10 protein-coding genes and 1 tRNA gene are annotated in these 18,252 nt (G+C 58.2%); 8 read left to right on the top strand and 3 right to left on the bottom strand.

What is annotated here, in order from left to right; genetic code table 11:
* Positions 1-126: 126 nt before the first annotated feature.
* The 5 genes from GNP00_RS00155 to GNP00_RS00135 are packed head-to-tail and all read left to right on the top strand — an operon-like array spanning position 127 to position 6,127.
* Positions 127-1,308 carry an ROK family transcriptional regulator gene (locus GNP00_RS00155; protein ID WP_011580846.1) on the top strand — a complete coding sequence of 394 codons (1,182 nt, stop codon included), beginning with the start codon at positions 127-129 and terminating at the stop codon, positions 1,306-1,308.
* Complete coding sequence (locus GNP00_RS00150; protein WP_011580847.1) at positions 1,305-2,063, top strand: glucosamine-6-phosphate deaminase; 759 nt, start codon at positions 1,305-1,307, stop codon at positions 2,061-2,063. Before GNP00_RS00155 ends, GNP00_RS00150 begins: the two co-directional genes overlap by 4 nt.
* Positions 2,063-3,667, top strand: coding sequence for a gamma-glutamyltransferase (ggt, locus tag GNP00_RS00145; RefSeq protein ID WP_011580848.1), 1,605 nt, complete (start codon positions 2,063-2,065; stop codon positions 3,665-3,667). The genes GNP00_RS00150 and ggt overlap by 1 nt, the downstream gene beginning before the upstream one ends.
* Positions 3,668-3,669: 2 nt before the next feature.
* Positions 3,670-5,289 (top strand): ABC transporter ATP-binding protein, encoded by a 1,620-nt coding sequence (locus GNP00_RS00140; RefSeq protein WP_011580849.1) that lies wholly within the window; start codon positions 3,670-3,672, stop codon positions 5,287-5,289.
* 1 nt (position 5,290) lies between these two features.
* On the top strand, positions 5,291-6,127 hold the full coding sequence (locus GNP00_RS00135; protein ID WP_011580850.1) for a sulfite exporter TauE/SafE family protein: 837 nt from the start codon (positions 5,291-5,293) through the stop codon (positions 6,125-6,127).
* A 129-nt stretch (positions 6,128-6,256) separates the two neighbouring features.
* Here GNP00_RS00135 and GNP00_RS00130 read toward each other — a convergent pair.
* Both GNP00_RS00130 and GNP00_RS00125 read right to left on the bottom strand, forming a co-directional pair.
* A tRNA-Lys gene (locus tag GNP00_RS00130) sits at positions 6,257-6,332 on the bottom strand.
* A 129-nt stretch (positions 6,333-6,461) separates the two neighbouring features.
* Complete coding sequence (locus GNP00_RS00125; RefSeq protein WP_011580851.1) at positions 6,462-7,322, bottom strand: lytic transglycosylase domain-containing protein; 861 nt, start codon at positions 7,320-7,322, stop codon at positions 6,462-6,464.
* A gap of 388 nt (positions 7,323-7,710) precedes the next feature.
* Here GNP00_RS00125 and GNP00_RS00120 point away from each other — a divergent pair, with 388 nt between their 5' ends.
* The 3 genes from GNP00_RS00120 (at position 7,711) to GNP00_RS00110 (ending at position 16,640) form a co-directional block, all read left to right on the top strand.
* The gene (locus GNP00_RS00120; RefSeq protein WP_011580852.1) at positions 7,711-10,629 is read left to right on the top strand and encodes a DUF11 domain-containing protein; all 2,919 of its coding nucleotides are present in this window, start codon (positions 7,711-7,713) and stop codon (positions 10,627-10,629) included.
* A 141-nt stretch (positions 10,630-10,770) separates the two neighbouring features.
* Positions 10,771-11,901: a hypothetical protein gene (locus GNP00_RS00115; protein ID WP_049764746.1), complete on the top strand. Its 1,131-nt coding sequence runs from the start codon at positions 10,771-10,773 to the stop codon at positions 11,899-11,901.
* A complete protein-coding gene (locus tag GNP00_RS00110) occupies positions 11,898-16,640 on the top strand; it encodes an SdrD B-like domain-containing protein (protein ID WP_011580854.1) in 4,743 nt (1,580 codons plus the stop codon). The genes GNP00_RS00115 and GNP00_RS00110 overlap by 4 nt, the downstream gene beginning before the upstream one ends.
* A gap of 1,001 nt (positions 16,641-17,641) precedes the next feature.
* Here the strand turns inward: GNP00_RS00110 and GNP00_RS00105 are convergent.
* The gene (locus tag GNP00_RS00105) at positions 17,642-18,235 is read right to left on the bottom strand and encodes a recombinase family protein (protein WP_011578825.1); all 594 of its coding nucleotides are present in this window, start codon (positions 18,233-18,235) and stop codon (positions 17,642-17,644) included.
* Positions 18,236-18,252 lie beyond the last annotated feature (17 nt).

Here is an 18,252-nt window from a genome sequence, read left to right as displayed (position 1 = left end):
TGTAAAGCTGATGGACGAATGTTCGGGCAAAAATCTTGAGATCATCACACTCACGAGCAAAACACGATTGACGAATCGCGACGAACAGATAGTTTGTCCAGTAAACGGACTAATTTTTTGGCTGACATGAATTTCACCTCGCAGAACTTCTCCTCGCGGAAACAGATCCAGAGTGCGGTCATCCTCGCCGTGATGGACAATGAACAGGTGTCGCGTGCAGAGCTTGCCCGACTCTCGGGCTTATCCAAGCAGACGATGTCGGACGTGTTCCGTGATCTTGAGGAAGATGGCTGGATTGAAGTCGTCGGACGAACGTCCGGCACTGTCGGCCGCAGCGCGGCCGTTTATGAACTGTCGCCGAACCGGGCACTGCTGTTCGGCGCCGATGTCGGTGGCACCAAGATTCACGCCGCGCTTGCGGACGCGAATGGCAGCGTGCTTGCCGAAATGGAAGAGCCGACGACACAGGCGGGCGCGGAAGCGTTTGGCGCGCAGATCCTCGAGTGCTGCCGGGCGCTGGCGGCACAGGCGGGCCAGCCTGTGGAGCGCATTGCGGCCGGCAGCGTCGGAATTCCGGGTGCATTCGACCCGGCCCGACGGGCACTGTTCATGGTGCCCAATATCGCCGGAATGAACGGCTATGCGATCGAGGACGATCTTCAGCGGCGGCTCGGATTTCCGGTACGCGTCGACAACGACGTCAACATGGCTGCGAAAGGCGAAATGTGGCGTGGGGAAGGGCGAAACATCCCCTGTTTTGTGTTCATTGCGCTCGGCACCGGCATCGGCATGGGCATCATCAATGAAGGCCGCGTGCTTTCCGGGTCACGCGGTGCTGCCGGTGAAATCTCCACGCTGCCAATTGGCGGCGACCCGTTCGACGCACGCAACTTCCATGCGGGGACGCTGGAGCGCAGCGTCGGCAGCATCGCCATTCGCGATCGCTATGAGGGCGCTGGCGGCGCCGCGGGGCTGACCGTCCGCGACATTTTTGATGCCATTGGCAGCGGCGACCAGATCGCCAGCGCGACACTCACCGAAGTGGCGCGCCAGATTGCCGTCGGCATCGTGGCGATCTGCGCCATTCTCGACCCGCAGCGGATCGTCATGGGCGGCAGCATCGGCGCACGCGAGGAACTGGTCGAGCGCGTCCGGCATTTCATTCCGCTCTGCACGCCGAGACCGCCGGAATGCGTCGTCAGCACGCTGGGCCGTCGCGCTGGTCTGCTGGGTACGATCAGCCAGAGCCGCGACCTGCTGCGCGCGATGCTGCTGACCACGGAACCGTCGAAAGTGGGGCGGCCATGACGGCGCAATTGCTAGCCAAGGCTGAAAATACCAGAGCGGTGGAGATCATCCGCTTCAATACCGCCGCGCAGGCCGAACGAGCAGCGGCAGCGGTGCTGCGGCGCCATATCACGCAAACTGCCAATTCAGTTCTGGGGCTGGCGACGGGGCGGACGATGCTGCCTGTCTATGCTTGGCTTCGCCAGTGGCATAGGGAAGGCGAGCTGTCATTCGCCCAAAGCACCAGCTTCAACCTCGATGAATATTGCGGCCTTGCATCCGACGATCCGTCGAGTTTCGTCAGCTATATGCGGCGCAATCTTTTCGACCATGTCGACATGGCAAAAGGGCGCTTCCATTTTCCCGACCAGACCCATCCGGAGGCTTTCGACGCACGCATCCGCGACAGCGGCGGCATCGGCCTGCAACTGCTGGGCATCGGCCGCAACGGCCATATCGGGTTCAACGAGCCCGGCGCCGACAGGAAAAGCCGCACTCATATCGTGACGCTGTCGGAATCCACCCGTAAGGCGAATGCCGGTGACTTCCCGGCTGGAACGCCGGTCCCGAAACAGGCCGTGACGATGGGAATCGCGACTATTCTGGAAGCCGAGCGGATCGTTCTGCTTGCTACAGGAAGCGGAAAGGCGGACATTCTCAGGCGGGCGTTCCAAGGTCCAGTCGGTTCCGACTGTCCGGCGTCCTACCTGCAACTCCACAACCATGTGACTGTGATCTGCGACAGCGCAGCCGCTGCTCACCTCGAGGAGCCATAATGATCAGCGACACCATCATAGAGCGGGATTTCATGCGACCTGGCAAATCGGTCGCGCTGGCTGGAACGGCGATGATCGCTACGTCGCACCCGCAGGCGACCATGGCAGGCCTGAAAATCCTTGAAGCTGGCGGCAACGCTGTCGATGCGGCAATTGCCGCTGTTGCGCTTCAGGGTGTTATCGATCCTCATATGACCGGTATCGGCGGCGACTGTTTCGCACTCTACGCCGCAGCCGGGAAAGCGCCCATCGCCATCAACGGTTCCGGCCGAGCGCCTGCAGCCGCAACACTGGACCATTTCGAAGGCCTCGGCCTAGACAAGATTCCGGACGGTTCGGTTCACGCCGTCACCGTCCCCGGCGCGGTCGATGCCTGGTGCAAGCTCAGCGAACGATACGGCAAGCTTGGGCTTGAGGCGATCCTCCAGCCCGCGATCGATGCCACCCGCGACGGCTTCGTCGTCATGCCGCGGGTCGCTCACGATTGGGCGCGATATGCCGACCGCCTGCGGCCATACCCGGCGTCGGTTAAGCAGTATTTGCCTGGCAATAAGGCGCCCGCCGTCGGTGACCGCCTGAACCATCCTGCCCTGGGGGAAACCCTGAAACGTATCGCCAGGGAAGGTCGCACGGCATTTTACGAAGGCGAGGTCGCGCAGGACATGGTGTCGATGCTGCAAAGCCTCGGCGGTCTTCATACGCTGGAGGATTTCGCATCCTACGCGGCGTTCGAAACCGCGCCGATCTCCGCATCCTATCGTGGCTACGACCTCGTTGAGTGCCCACCGAATGGACAGGGCCTGGCGGCGCTTGTGATCGCGCGCATTCTCGACGGCTTCGATCTCGCCGCGCCGGATCTCTCGGAAGCCGATCGCATTCACCTGTTCGCGGAAGCAACCAAGGCGGCCTATCGCCTGCGCGACATATATGTCGCCGACCCCGAGTATATGCGGCACTCCGCTGAGGAACTGCTGTCCGACGCCTTCATTGCCTCTTTGCGCAACAAGATCGACATGACGAAGGCGAGCGCCGTCGAAGATTTCGACATCCCCCTTCACCGCGATACGGTCTATGTGACGGTGGTCGACGCCGACGGCAACGCCATCTCGTTGATCAACTCGCTCTTTTTTGCCTTCGGCAGCGGCATCTATGCGCCGAAGGCCGGCGTGCTGCTGCAAAATCGCGGCGCGGGCTTCTCACTGAAGCGGGGACACCCGAACGCTATCGGCCCCGGCAAGCTGCCGTTTCATACCATCATCCCGGCGATGGTGCTGCGTGACGGAAAGCCTATCATGTCTTACGGCGTGATGGGCGGGCAGTATCAGGCGGTGGGCCACGTACACATCCTGTCGCAGATCGTTGACCACGGCCTTGACGTGCAGATGGCAAGCGACCAGCCGCGCTCGTTCTTTACCGATGGCGCCATCTCCCTCGAGGTGACCATTTCGGCGGACGTCCGGGCCGAACTGGAAAGGCGGGGCCACAAGACGCGCTGGGCGGACGAACCACTTGGCGGCTGCCAGGCGATCTGGATCGACCGCGAGCGCGGCATTCTGTGGGGCGCGTCTGACCACCGGAAAGACGGGGTTGCACTGGGTTATTGACCATGGACAAGCGTACAGTCGTATCGATCCGGAATCTGAGCCTCCGGTTGCCCGCCGGGGCCGATCGCGAATTCGCGCTGAAGGAGATGAACCTCGATCTCAACGCCAACGAAATCGTCTGCGTTGTCGGCGAGTCAGGTTCCGGAAAATCGCTGTGTGCGCAGGCCCTGATGGGGCTTCTGTCGAAGGCGATCCGGATCGAGAGCGGCCGCGCCCTCTATGGCGACATCGACCTTCTGACCGCAAGTCAGGCACAGTTGCGCGAGATACGCGGCGCACGCATCTCGATGATTTTTCAGGAGCCGATGACCGCGCTCAACCCCTCAATGCGGGTCGGCGAGCAAATCGCCGAGGTTTTCGAAGCCCACAACCTGCTCACACCCGCCGAGCGGCGCGCCCGCGCGCTTGAACTGGCTAAGGAAGTACGCCTGCCGGACCCCGAGAAATTATTGAATGCCTACCCGCATCAGCTTTCCGGCGGCCAGCGCCAGCGCGCGATGATCGCCATGGCGCTTGCGCTGGAGCCGAACCTCATCATAGCCGATGAACCGACCACCGCGCTGGATGTGACCACACAGGCGCAGGTACTGAAGCTGATCCGCGAGATCCAGCAGCGGCGCGGAACTGCCGTCATGTTCATAACCCACGATTTCGGCGTGGTGGCCGACATTGCCGACCGCGTGCTGGTGCTAAAACAGGGCGTGGTCGTCGAACAGGGCAGCGTCGACGAGGTGCTGCGCTCGCCGCAGCACGACTACACCAAGGCATTGCTTGCAGCCGTGCCGACCGGAACTCCTCGGAGCGGTGGCAGCCACGAGGCCGAACAGCCTGTCCTGCATGTGACGGACCTGCACAAGACCTATCGCTCCCGCGCCGGCATGATGGGACCGATCCGCGAAATGGTCGCCGTCGACGGCGTAAGTTTTTCCATTGCCCGCGGCGAGACGCTGGGTCTCGTCGGCGAGTCCGGATCGGGCAAGTCCAGCATTGCCAAGCTGGTGACGCGCATTAACGAGCCGGACAGCGGCAGCATCATGCTCGACGGCGCCTCCTTGTCCGACATGAAGGGAGAAGAGCTGCGCAAGGGCCGAAGCCGTATCCAGATGGTATTCCAGGACCCGTTCGCATCCCTGAACCCGCGTCGGCCTGTGGGGCTCTCCATAGCAGATGGCCCGATGGGGCGCGGCGTCTCGCGACGCGATGCGCTGAAACGCGCGCGTGAATTGATGGAAATGGTCGGGCTTCTGCCGGATGCCGTCGATCGCCTGCCGCATGAATTTTCCGGCGGCCAGCGCCAACGTATCGGCATAGCCCGTGCACTGGCACTCGACCCGGACGTGTTGATTGCGGACGAAGCCGTTTCCGCTCTCGACGTCACGGTTCAGGCGCAGGTGCTGCAGCAGCTTGCGGAACTGAAGGCCCGCCTGAACTTCGCCATGCTGTTCATTACGCACGATCTGCATGTCGCAGCGCAGGTTTGCGACCGCCTCGCGGTGATGCGGCGCGGCAGGATCGTCGAAATCGCGCCTACCGTCGAGCTATTTGCAAATCCGCAACACGAGTACACGCGGGCGCTGCTTTCCGCCATACCGGGCGCAAGACGCCTTCACCAGGATATCTAGCATGCCTTCCGATATGATGACCGATTACGCGCTCTTTGCTGCAGCCATGATCTTTGCGGGCGTACTGGGCGGCTTCATTGCCGGCCTGCTCGGTGTCGGCGGCGGCATCGTCATCGTACCCGTGCTTTATTTCGTGCTCGGCGGGTTGAGCGTTGACGAGTCGATCCGCATGAAGATTGCAGTGGCAACGTCGCTTTCCACAATCCTGTTTACCTCGCTGTCTTCGGCAGGCGCACACTATCGCAAGGGCTCCATCGACTTTGCGCTGCTGAAAAGTTGGGCGGTGCCGGTATTCATAGGCGTGGTCGCGGGAACCGCGCTTGCGGCCTATGTTTCAGGCATCGTGCTGACGGCCGTATTCGCCATCGTGGCGCTGCTGGTGGCAGTCAACATGACGTTGCGCGCCAAGAGCGAGGCGCTGGCTGATGATTTCCCGAACCGTTTCGTCAAGGCATTCTGCGGCTTTGTCGTCGGCGCCATCTCGGCAATGATGGGTATCGGCGGCGGTACTTTGAGCGTGCCGATCCAGACAGCCTTCGGCTGCGATATCCGCAAGGCGGTCGGCACCGCCGCGGCAATCGGCTTCATTATCGCGATCCCCGGCGCGATCGGTTATATGATCGCCGGCTGGAATGCCGACGGACTTCCTGCAGGCTCGCTCGGCTTTGTCAATCTTGTGGCGCTGGGCGCCCTGATCCCCCTGACCATGGGTGTCGCGCCGCTGGGTGCAAAAGCCGCCCATGCGATTCCCAAGGCGGTATTGAGCTATTCTTTCGCAGTGTTTCTCGCGCTGACCTCAATGCGGATGCTGATCGACCTCTACCAGCACCTCGTCTAGACCGTGGTGACGATTTAACGAAGGATACCCAACGGGTCGCAATCCGATCCGAAGCTGGCTGTTGGCGAGCTCGGCGTGTTTCAGCTGCCGGCAAAGCCAGCATTTTCAACGTCCTTTTCCTGGAATAATTGGTGGGTGATACAGGGCTCGAACCTGTGACCCGCTGATTAAGAGTCAGCTGCTCTACCAACTGAGCTAATCACCCAACCAGGCGATCCCGAATTCTTGCATTCCGCCCCGGGGCGGAAAGCCAACCTCACGGTTATCGCCAAGGAATGCGGCGCTCATTAGCCTGTTTGTCCGGTGCATGCAACCCCTTCCGAGAGGGTATTGCTCAGCCATTGCGCAGCACGATGCAGCTCGTGCCGGCGCTTTTCAGTTTGCGGCACATCTGTTCCGCCTGCGCCCGGGTTTCCGCGCCGAACCGCACCGCATATATGCCGCTGCGGCTTCGCGGCGAACGCATGCGGGAAACCACCGGCTCTTCGTTCGGAATGACGACTCCCACGCGCTTGCGCAGGCTCTCCCACTTTCGGACGGCCACGCTGCGACGAAAATGGCCGGCCACCTGGACGCCCCAAGGCTTGGTGTGAACGCTCACCATCGCGACAGTCGCCGAGGCGGTTGCGGGTAGCTGCCGGCATGCGTCATCGAAGCTTTTGTCGGGTTCGAGAGGCGGAATCGCGACTTCCCGGTTCCGGTTCACAAACTCGTCGACCGGTTCGCCCAGAATATCCCTTACGTAGTTTTCGGTTTCGAGCGGCAGGAACCCGCCTTTCGAGAGCCATCGGGTCACACGCGCTTCCCCGGCGTTGTAGGCGGCCGCTGCCAAACCGAGATTGCCAAATCTTTGCCGCAGTTCCGAAAGGTAGGCGGCGGAGGCCGGGACGGCCTGCGCGACGTCGAAAGCATCTGTCAGCCCGCGAAGGGAAGCGGTAGCCGGCATGAACTGTGCCACCCCCTCGGCACCCTTGGGGCTCACCGCGTTTGGATCGAATCGGCTCTCCTTCCACAGAAGGCGTGCGAGAAAGTGGGGTGACAGGCCGTGTTTCGCGCTGTGCTCTTCGATCAGCCCGCAAACCTTCTCAAGGTCGTTCTTTGTAGAGGGCTCGGCCTGGCCGGAGGAGATAGCAAAGACCATGAGGATTGCCGCCAAAGGCCATAATATCCCCGCCCTGATCTCTCTCATCTTCATTCCGTCCGTCAACTGGTGCACCTGGATGCGGTGCTTGCGAAATTTATCCCAGATTCATTGCCTCGCCAGCTCCAAGAAAATGCGCTTTGCGTTCGAGTGTAGATAGATCATGCCGTGAAATCATATGCTCAGACGAGGCAAAAATGAATTCTCCGGTCTCGAAACTACCCAACACAAAAAAGAGGGGATTTTTAAAAGCGAGAGTTACACTATTGTATAATTCGAAATTATCGGTTGACCCTACTTAGGGTATGTACAATAGTGTTTATTAATGCAAATTAATTATGGTTAATAAAAAGTTAATCTTACAGACTAATTTGTGCATAACTGGTGAAAAGCCTCTTGATCCTCCCGGGTTCAATCAAAAGGAGGTGAAAGGTGATTCGCCATGCCCAATAAGTCCAATTTCTTCAACAGAACCCAGATGGGTGGAAATGGGCGAGGGATCGCCAGGATTTCCGGCTATCTGGCGGGTGCGGCGCTGGGGGTGGCCGCGCTCGCATCGCCCGCCCTGGCGGCAATGCCGCCCGCAGGATTTGCAATCGGCAATAAGGCGCACGTCTCATTCGAGGTCGACGGTACACAGTTAAGCGCAGAGTCAAATCTCGTGCAGACGATCGTCAATACCGTATCGGGTGTCACCATCAGCGATGCCGCGCCGGTGGACGCTATTCCCGGCACTTTGGCTCCCGGCTTTTTCCATGTCATAACGAACAAAGGAAACGGTCCCGAAGCATTCGACATAGTCGTAAGCCAATACACGGCAAACGTCGTCAACCCGGTTACTATTTATCAGGCCGATTGCGCAACTGGCCTGCCCAGCACAACAGCACTGGTCGCTCCATTCAAAACCCCGGAGCTGCTGCCGGACAAATCCTTCTGTATTTCTGTGGTAGCGGGACTGATGAGTTCCGCCGTTGTTGGGACGCCGGAGAGCTTTCAAATTTCGGCGGTGGCAACCAACACAAATGCTTCCAACTACAATGCTGGTCCGCCGATCACGCCGAGAGATGATACCACCGATGTCATCAATCCCACAAACGGGCCGGTTCTATCGCTTGTAAAAAGTTACGTGGACATCAATGGCGGCGATGTCGTGCCTGGCGACAGGCTGCGCTTCAGGATAGCATATAGAAATACGGGGGCCACAGGCGCAGACGCACAAAATGTCAATATCACCGACAGCTTGGTGCCCGGGCTGATATATCAAACCGGCACTGGCATGTGGAACGGCACGGTTGCCCTTACGGAAAACTCCACAACGCCACCCAGCAACGGTGTAACGCTCACGTACAATTACGCCACTCAGAACAGCCAGGTAAGTGCGCTGCTAAACACCGTTCGCGCCCAGACAAGCGGCTTCTTCGAATTCGAAGTGGTCGTTGCGCTGAATGTCGCCAGCGCAACATTGACCAACCAGGCTGAGGCAGTCTTCGATGGACATCCAGATCCGGTAGAGTCGAACGAGGTGCTTATCCCGATCAACGCTGTCGATACAGTCAGCGTGGTCTTGGCTGACAGCTCTCCAAATCCCGCGGTCGCACACACACAAGACCTGCCGGATAACAATCTGAGCGGTAATGATGCGTCGGCCACCGATGAAGAGACGAACCACACGAACGACCAGGTTGTACAACTGACCGCCATTGCTGAAGGCGCTCTTCTGGTACAAGAGTTCGTTCTCACAAACACCTCCAGTACCGATCAGCTTTTTAATCTTACCTCTTCCCTGGACGGAGGACCGCGATACCCCAATCCCAGCGCAACACAGCCGCATCAGCCTCTGCCGCCAGGGACGCGGATCGTATTCGCCGACTACAATCTCTACGACGACGACAATAGCGGCCAACCGGACGTTCTTGTCCCCGCCAACCAAACCATAAAGCTGCGGGTCTTCATCTATCTCCCGGCTGGCTATACGCGTGCGGCCGGCGCAGATCCTTGGGTCGGCCGGGTAACGGCAACCTCGAGATTCACTGACGCGGAAAATCCTGATCCGAACAGACCCGACCTCACCAACAGTTCATGGATTGTAATTCGCGGCGATGTGCTTGCTTCGAGGGTCGACCTCTTGAACAGGGATGGCACCAATCTCATCGCCGATGGCAGCAATACGACCAGGCCTGATGGAAGCCCGTGGCTCAATATCAATGCAGATCCCGGCGCTAAAGTTGAATTCCCGCTCGTGGTGCAAAACGAAAGCTTATTGTCCGATAGTTTCCAGCTTTCGTTCAGCGCGACCAACGCTCCATTTGTGCCTGGAAGCACTCCTCTTGGCTATACCGTTCGTCTTCTTGACGCCAGTAGGAATCCCCTGAGTAACGGGAACACCGGTCTGATAGGCCCCAACTCCTCCAGAGACTTCATTGCAGAAGTCACAGTTCCTCAATCCGCGAGACCTGGAACTGTCAATTTCTACTTCCGAGTACAAGGCGTGAGAAATCCTGCCCTTATGGACACGAAGCTCGACGCAGTGACGGTCAATAGGGTTGGAAATCTTGCGATCAAGCAAGATCAGCCTGGGGCCACAGCTCCTGGAATGGCATGGGTCTTCAGTCACGTCATGTCCAACTTGGGCAATGTCACCGTTGTCGACAGTACAATTAGCTATGATCCGCCATTCCCGACCTTTGATGAGGCACTTTATGCGGACCTCAACGGCAATGGCATCCTGGATACGGCTGAATTGAGCGCACAGCCAATCACGGGCGTACGTGACATCTGGAACCGGCTTCCAGCGAATTCACCCCTGAAGCAGATTGATCCAGCTCGTGGCCTTACTGAATTTTTTGACCCGGGAGAGTCGATCATCCTGTTCGGTCGGGTTACACCTCCGCCCGGCGCACTTCCCACGACCACCGAGATCGGAACCGTCTATGTCAACGTAAGCCTTGAAGACATGAGCGGTAACATTATTCAAGACGTTCAGCCCAGCAATAACAGGGCGGACGAGGCCTTGACGGTGGTCGATTCACCGATCGTTCCGATCAAGGAGCAGGCACTTGACAGGGGTTGCAACGGGACGGTTGACGTGCCGTTTACGATGGGCAAGCTCCAGGGTGACCCCGGCGACTGCATCCAGTATAGGGTAACTGTCAACAATAACGGCGGAAACCTCGTGAACCAGGTCACGATTGACGACAAGGTTCCGCTGTATACGACGCTCTCCACGGCGGCCCAGGTCACTCCGGGCCAGATCGCCGCGCAGCCCGCAATAGGAGCTACGGGCAACATAATTGCCAATGTCGGTACACTGAACGGAAATTCAAATGCGGTCCTGACGTTCACCGTCAAGATCGACCAATAAGCGGTACCGAGTTTGCGGGCGGGGAGAAGCTTCCCGCCCGCATTTGGGAACAAGCAATCACACTAGGTCTCTCCGCGCGCTGATGTGCGCGTTCTTCCGCGATAGCCCGAGCAGGATGACCCTTGAGGAGAGAAGCTTTCGATGGAGATCGACATGACGGGAATGTGCCGAATGCTGGGCCGGGTCTTCGCTGGCTTCGTGGCCTTGGCCTCGATGGCCGCATCGCACGCGGCCGCCGCTCCCGCTCCCGCTGGCGCGTATATCGAGAGTACAGCGACGGTCCAGTTCATAAATCCTCAAAACGGCGGCATGCAGGAAGTGGTGTTTACCAACACCGTCTATACGGAGGTCAATGCTGTCAAAGCCGTTCATGTTTTTCCTGCTCAGACGGTTTACCTTGCTCCAAGCATGTACGATCAGTTCGTATTTCACGTACGAAACACCGGCAATATCGAGATCAATCCAGTCATAACTCTGGACCAGGTCCTCGGTGACGATTTCGACCTCGAGAACGTAAGCATGGTGATTGACACGAACTCCGACGGTTCCGCCGGCCCCAACGATCAAGCCCTCTCATCCGGCGGAAACATCACGCTTCCCGTCGATGCCGAAGCCTCCATTATCGTTACTTTCCGCAGTCCCGCCGCTGTTGCCGAAGGAGCAAGGTCCGAGCTTGAGCTTACTGCCCAAGATGATTCTGCCGTGAGTTCCGCGACAGGAACCGCCATCATTTCAAAAACCGGGCTTTCCCTCGAGAAATCGGCGAACTTGGATCAGGTCAAGCCTGGGGGATTGTTGCGCTACAGGCTTCGCCTCAGCAACCGCGGTATCGTAGCGATGCCTGCCTACAGCTCGATCGACGGCGAGGCCGTCATCATTGATGGCGCTCAGGCATCGGGCATTCTCGTGCGCGATGAGATGCCTCTTAACACACAGTTCTCTGCTTTCGTATCGCATAACAGCTTTCAAGCGCTCTACCACATCAGCGGGCGGCCCAAACACAGCTATACATCCACTGCGCCCCAGGACCTCGCGACGGTCGATGCAATCGCGTTCTTCTGGTCCGGAGATTATCCTCTGGACACCAACACGCTCGAGTTCGAGGTAAAGGTAGCCGACAATGCGACGGGCGGCAGCTTCATCTCGAACCGGGCTACACCTGGCAATTCACGCCAGACGGTCTCAAGGAACTGCCCTCAAATCTGCTGCGCACGCTCGTGGAAGGCGGCAATGGTCCGACCCTCTCTTTCCTCAACTCTGGCGGAGAGGTGATCACAAGCACGCGCCTGGATACTGAGGTTCGCCTGCGCTTTGACGACGCCGCCTGCAACATGTCAGCGGCCGTTGAGACTGTGCAGATCAACGTAATGACCACTCCTGAAGGCGATCTCGAAACCTTTATCGCTACGGAAACTGGACCGAACACCGGCATTTTCCTCACCGCCCTCGTTCCCGTTCAGCGCATCCTGCCTCCTGTTCAGGGGGATGGAGTGCTTTCCGGAAACAAGAACACGCTGGCGCAGGCCACGGCCACTTGCCAGGGAAGAACCGCAACTGCAACCTTACGCATCAATCCAGGCGGTGTGGTTTTCCATTCGATTACCAATGCTGGAATTCCCAATGTCCCGGTCTTGATTCATAACAGTTCAGGCCAGCTGGTCGACCAAGTTGTGACGGACGCGGATGGGTTTTATACCTTCAGCAAGGTCACGACCGCCGGAACATATCAGATAACGGTTCAGCCACCGGCCGGGATGACCTTTCCTTCCGCACGAAAAATATTCCTGGGCTGGAATCGCAATGTGGACCCGTTGGCATCATACGGGCAGCCATTCGGAGTCTCGCCCCCGCCTTTTGACGGCGTGGACATCCCGCTCGATCCGCAGACCGCGGGAATGCTGAAGTTGGAAAAGAGCATCGATCAGCGCGAAGCCGCTCCCGGTGACATTCTCACCTATAAGCTTCGGCTGTCGAGCCGTGCGGAACAGACGCTGAGCAATCTGTTCATAATCGATGAACTGCCGGAAGGACTAACCTTTATTGAGGGCACTGCCCGTTTCAATGGCCAGGAGGTTCCCACGTCGAGGAACAATCGGCAATTGGTCTTTTCGGTAAACGAGATCGGCCGCTTTGCCACACTCGAACTCACCTACATGGTCTCTGTCGACCCCTTGGCGAATGGGAAGCTCACCAACATAGCCTACGCAGAAGGCGGCTATCAAAGGTCCATTCGTTCAAACGAAGCCCGCGCGGTGGTCTCAATCATAAGAGATGGAGGCGTCTTCGGCGACGACGGGGTCATCCTGGGCAAGGTGTATGTAGACTATAACGGCAGCGGACTTCAGGACACCTATATCGACGTCGAGGGAATGGAACGGGTGGAGCCTGGAATTCCCGGCGTTAAGATCTTCTTCGAAAATGGCGCTAGCGTAGTCACGGACATTGAAGGCAAGTATTCCATGCCCGGCCTCTCTCCCAGAAGCCATGTGGTGGGCATTTCGGGCAGAACCATCCCGGAAAGCTTGGAACTGAAATCGACCTCCACCCGTGATGCAATGAGCCCTTATAGCCGCCTGATCCGGCTCATGCCTGGGGAAGTCGCCAGTGAATATTTTGCTCTCGTTCCCAAGCCCGGGGTCGATCCGCTTGCGGTCGTAGAGGATCTGACTGAGCGCGCGACCAAGTTTGTGGAACGAATTAGCAATTCGACGGCCACATCCTCGATGAGGCCATCCATGGGGGGCACCGCCTGGGTCGATTACGATAAGGGGACTCTCGCGAATTCGACAGAAGCCACGCGCTCGACGCAGACCGAAATTATACAGTTCAAAGGAGATCAGGCCTCTGAAAGCCTCGACGTCGAGACAGAGACTGTTTCCCTCGAGCGAACCCGCAATCTTGAGGAGGAAGTCCGCCAATTAACGCCGGAACTTGCATTTCTTGATCTGAGCTCTGACGATCTAATTGACGATCAGGTTGTCTCCATCCGCGTGAAGGGAGCTTTTGGGGAGAAGATTGACCTCAATATCAACGGTGCCCCGGTGCCAGAGACCCAGATCGGGCAGCACGTGATCTATGAGGACGGTGGCGTTCAAGCGATCGAATATGTAGCCGTGGCGCTGCAGGGCGGACGCAACAGATTGGAGCTTACCGCATCGGATGCCTTTGGCAATGTCCGGCAGCGGGAGGAGATCGAGATATTGGCGCCCGGTAAACCGGCGCGTTTGGAGATTGTTACGCCACCGGTTGCCACAGCCGACCCTGCTTCACCAGTTCCGGTTCTGATCCGTGTTGTGGATGCAGATGGACTGCCCACTTTCGCATCCATGGATGTAACGCTGGATGTGAACGGGAACGGCAGGTGGGGAGTTGATGACGCACGCCTTTCTGAACCCGGCATACAGGCTTTCATTGACCGAGGACAGATACTCCTTGACTATTTTCCGCCATCGCTTTCCGGCACCCATACAATTTCAGTCTCCAGCGGTCTCGGCCGTTTCGAGGCGGAGATAAAGCTGCTGCCGGATGATGGCGAGCGCGTGATCGTCGGCGTGATGGAAGGCGTTGTCCGCCTGAACGGCGAGAAAATCGAGACTATCGATCTCGATAATTTTGACAAAACGGCAGCTGGCGCGAGAGGGGCGCTTTACCTGAAGGGAAAGATTAGAGGCGACGCTCTCCTTACCCTGCGCTACGACAGCAACCGCAGCGCCGAAGAGCGGCTGTTCCGCGACATCGACCCGGAAAGATATTATCCGGTCTATGGTGACCGGTCCGAACGCGGCTTCGACGCCCAGTCAAAGACCGATCTGTTTGTGAAGGTGGAGAAGGGCCTCAACTACATTCTTTATGGCGATGTGAGCATCGCCGCGCAGGCAAGCCAAATCCAGCTTGGCTCCTATTCCCGCGTCATGACTGGCGGCCATGCCCATATTGAGCAAGGGCCTGTTGTGATCAATCTCTTTGTTGGCCGCACGAACCAGGAGCGGGTCATCAGGGAGTTTCGCGCCGACGGCATATCCGGCCCCTATGATTTCGACCTTACCGGATATGTTGAAGGCTCCGAGCGCGTGGAAATCATCACGCGCGACCGCCGCCAGCCGACCGTGATACTCAAGACGACGGTTCTGCAGCGATATGCGGAATATCTGCTCGACTACTTCAATAATTCCATCCTTTTCACATCGCCTGTCCCCGCGAGCGACGAGCAGGGAAACCCGAACTTCATCCGGGTAACATACGAGGTGAAAGATGGTGGCGATCCTTACTGGGTCTATGCCGGCGAGGTGCAGTTTCGCATCAATGATCGGATGAGCGTCGGCTACCGGGAAATTCATTCCGACGCCGACGAGCAATATAATGACCGGCGGACAATGCGCGCGGCCTATGCGGCCGCGGACTTCGGCAAATATGGCAAAGCTGAAGTCGAGGTGGCCCAGAGCATCGATCGCGAGGACAAGAAGGGCTATGCGGGCCGTGTCGGATATGAGGTGAAAAATGACCTCGTTACCCTGAGGGCCCGGGCTACCCGCGTGGGAGAGAATTTCATTGAGGGCTCCTCTTCGTCCACCTCGGCTCGCGACCAGGCCGGAATCGAGGCAGAATGGAATATCGGATCCGGGCTCGGCCTCAGGACCTCGGTCCTTTACGACCGTCAGTTGTCAACGGACAAGCATCGTTGGGGCGGGGAGCTGCTCGTAAGCCAGGACGTCAGCAATGAAATGCGGCTTCGGGGAGGGGTGCGTGTCGTGCAGCAGATTTCAGAGAGTGGAAGCACGGAAAGGCGTTTCTCGCCTTCGGCGGTGCTCGGAGCGGAATGGCGCCCCGCGGCTCTGAAGGGGTTCACCATCAAGACAGAGATTGAGGGTGAGGTTCCGGATCTGAAGCATCTGCGGGGGATGATTGAAGCTTCCCACCCGGTAACGGAGCGGATCAGGGCCTATTCAAGCGCCAACTGGGCCACGAGCGGCTCTGATTTCCTGGATTTCTCCGACGCCAGCAACGAGATCAAAACGACTGCAAAGGCGGGCATCGAATATCGTGTGACCGACGGCATCTCATCCTTCACGGAAGCCCGCAGCGGTGATCAGACCGGGCTGGCCGGGGGCGTCAAGGGTGATTGGAAATGGACGGACAGCAGGCAGATCTATGCCATGATCGAGCACTTCCAGCCATATGCGTTCAATGGTCTTCGGGGAAGTTTGTTGTTCCCCGACGTTAAGAATGACGCTTCGGCTCGGACGTCCGTGTCGGCAGGGTACCTTGAGCTCTTGGATGGAGGAACGGGTAAATTCAGCGTCGGCGCCGAGGCCACGTTCGACCACGGCGGCGGCCGCACATTCTACAGCCAGCAATCTTGGAGCCGGCGCATTGAGGATTGGACATTCGGATTGGAGAACCGCTTTGCTTGGAATGGCGGCGATCGTGATCGCCGGTTGCGGGACCATCTGCGCGCCGGGCTCGCTCTCCGGCCCGAGGCCGAGAGCCTGGATGCCCTCTTTGTTGGTGGTCTGAGATTTGACCGAAACCTGACGGATGAAACGGCCAAGACCACCGCCTATTGGGCGGCAGCCAGCTCGGTGGCGATCGATTCCGACACTCGTCTTACCGCCAAGCAGGCTGGCCAATATCAGCGTGCCAATGTCATAAACGTCTCGGCACAGACATTCCTTCTGCTAGTTCAGATGGGGCTTGAAAAGGACATCGCGGTGCGTGACGATCTGCGTGTTCGCTTCGCGTTGAACGCGCCCCTCTTCTACGACGTTTACAATGATCGTTACTATACGGGCGTTGGCGGCGAGATCGGCTTCGTTCCAGCCAGGAACGTGCTCGTTGCGGCCGGCTACAACTGGTCGAATGTCGATGCGACCGGTGTTTCCGAGATCTATCAGACCGGACCATATGTGCGGCTCGCAATGAAGCTCGACGACAGTCTCTGGAACCTGTTCGATCGCGGGATAGCCGTACCGGTCTCCAGTCCGGAAGCCGAGCCGCCCGTGTATTACAAATAGCATACGTCTTTTGGGCGAACGCCAAGCCCCCCGGCGTTCGCTTCCCGCCAGCGCAGTTGGAACAGGAGTGCTTTACCAGCCGGCATTCAGCCACCGATGGCGGTAAGACACCTGAACAGGCGGAACCGCCGTTCCCGTAGTTAGCCAGAGTAAGGCGCCGTGGCCCACATTAGGAGCGCCAGCGTGCAGCGTTTTCGGCGATTCCACATGAATGTGAAAGAGCAACAGCTATGCGATCCAGGTGCATGCTTCGATGCCTTGCAACCGCAATGGACCTACGGCGCCGAGGACGAACTTACCCGGAAAGAAACTTCTTTTGCTCGCTGCGTGTCCTATTTTTATGCGCAGTTATACCTCTTTTGTGTTTTTCCAACGAGGCAGTTGCTCAAAATTCTTGCACGAGCAATATATCACCATTGCTGAGTTCGTCGGCGTCGAACTATGCGGCAGCCAGCAACGATACGCTTGTAGAAGTGACGGAAGCTGAATTTCGTAATGTTCAGGCCAATTTAGACTCAGCAACCTTCATTGGCTGGGATCCGAATACGACGCCGGATACGCACGGATTCGGCGGAGAATACACGGAAGTCATAAATTCAAGCGAAGCGATAATACCAGAAAATAAAGTTCTGGTCGGATTTTATCTTGATGTATCAGCTGCTCCTAACAGTATTTCCCCGCGCGTAGCTACATACCGTTCATCCGGGATGGACATAATGCTGTCATGGCCGGACGTGACGGTAAATAGCGTGGGAGGGAAATGGTTCATAATAAAAGATCCCACGAAATTCATTAGCACAGCAGGTTATTTGGGTCTTCATCGCACGGCCGCCGTGAGGGGCTGGAATAGCGGTGTAAGCGGCTTGTATTACTACGGTTTAGGGGTCGGAACAAGAGCAGTGCAAAATCGTACGCTAAGGTCGAACGGATCGTGAACCCTCGTCGCGAACCCGCATAATGGTCTGTCTGGGGTCGGAACAAGAGCAGTGCAAAATCGTACGCTAAGGTCGAACGGATCGTGAACCCTCGTCGCGAACCCGCATAATGGTCTGTCGGCTGGTGGCAAATTTCCTGGCGATCGCTGAAACGCTCATCCCCTTGGCAAGATCACCGCGCACATCCTGCTTCTGCTTTTCACTGAGCCTCGAAGGGCGGCCAAGGGCCTTTCCTTCCGATTTGGCGCGCTTGAGACCGGACTGTGTCCGCTCGATCAGCAAATCGCGCTCGAACTGTGCGACGGCATTGAGCACGTTCATGGTCATCGTGCCGGCCGAACTGGCGAGATCGGCGCCGCCGAGTGCGAGGCAATAGACCTTCACACCCATTTCGGCCAGCGTCCTGACGGTGGTGCTGACGTCGATCGCATCACGACCGAGCCGGTCGAGCTTGGTCACGATGAGAATATCGCCGGACTCCAGCTTATCCATGAGTCGGGAAAAGCCGCGGCGCTGCGCAATGGCGGTGCTGCCGGAAACCGTCTCGGTGACGATGCGGCGCGGTTCGACATGAAAGCCGGCTGCTTCGATCTCCTGGATCTGGTTTTCGGTGGTTTGTCCGGTCGTCGAGACGCGAACATAGGCGAAGGTGCGTGGCATGAGGTCGATTTCGTCCG

Origin of the sequence: Chelativorans multitrophicus (genome assembly GCF_011317445.1) — a bacterium.
Lineage (GTDB): Bacteria > Pseudomonadota > Alphaproteobacteria > Rhizobiales > Rhizobiaceae > Chelativorans > Chelativorans multitrophicus.
Note: the sequence above shows the minus strand (reverse complement) of the source record. Positions and strands in the feature narration are given on the sequence as shown.

Coding starts and splice junctions, on each gene's coding strand:
- GNP00_RS00155 (WP_011580846.1), top strand. CDS start 127: ATGAATTTCACCTCGCAGAACTTCTCCTCGCGGAAACAGATCCAGAGT.
- GNP00_RS00150 (WP_011580847.1), top strand. CDS start 1,305: ATGACGGCGCAATTGCTAGCCAAGGCTGAAAATACCAGAGCGGTGGAG.
- ggt (WP_011580848.1), top strand. CDS start 2,063: ATGATCAGCGACACCATCATAGAGCGGGATTTCATGCGACCTGGCAAA.
- GNP00_RS00140 (WP_011580849.1), top strand. CDS start 3,670: ATGGACAAGCGTACAGTCGTATCGATCCGGAATCTGAGCCTCCGGTTG.
- GNP00_RS00135 (WP_011580850.1), top strand. CDS start 5,291: ATGCCTTCCGATATGATGACCGATTACGCGCTCTTTGCTGCAGCCATG.
- GNP00_RS00125 (WP_011580851.1), bottom strand. CDS start 7,322: ATGAAGATGAGAGAGATCAGGGCGGGGATATTATGGCCTTTGGCGGCA.
- GNP00_RS00120 (WP_011580852.1), top strand. CDS start 7,711: ATGCCCAATAAGTCCAATTTCTTCAACAGAACCCAGATGGGTGGAAAT.
- GNP00_RS00115 (WP_049764746.1), top strand. CDS start 10,771: ATGGAGATCGACATGACGGGAATGTGCCGAATGCTGGGCCGGGTCTTC.
- GNP00_RS00105 (WP_011578825.1), bottom strand. CDS start 18,235: ATGCCACGCACCTTCGCCTATGTTCGCGTCTCGACGACCGGACAAACC.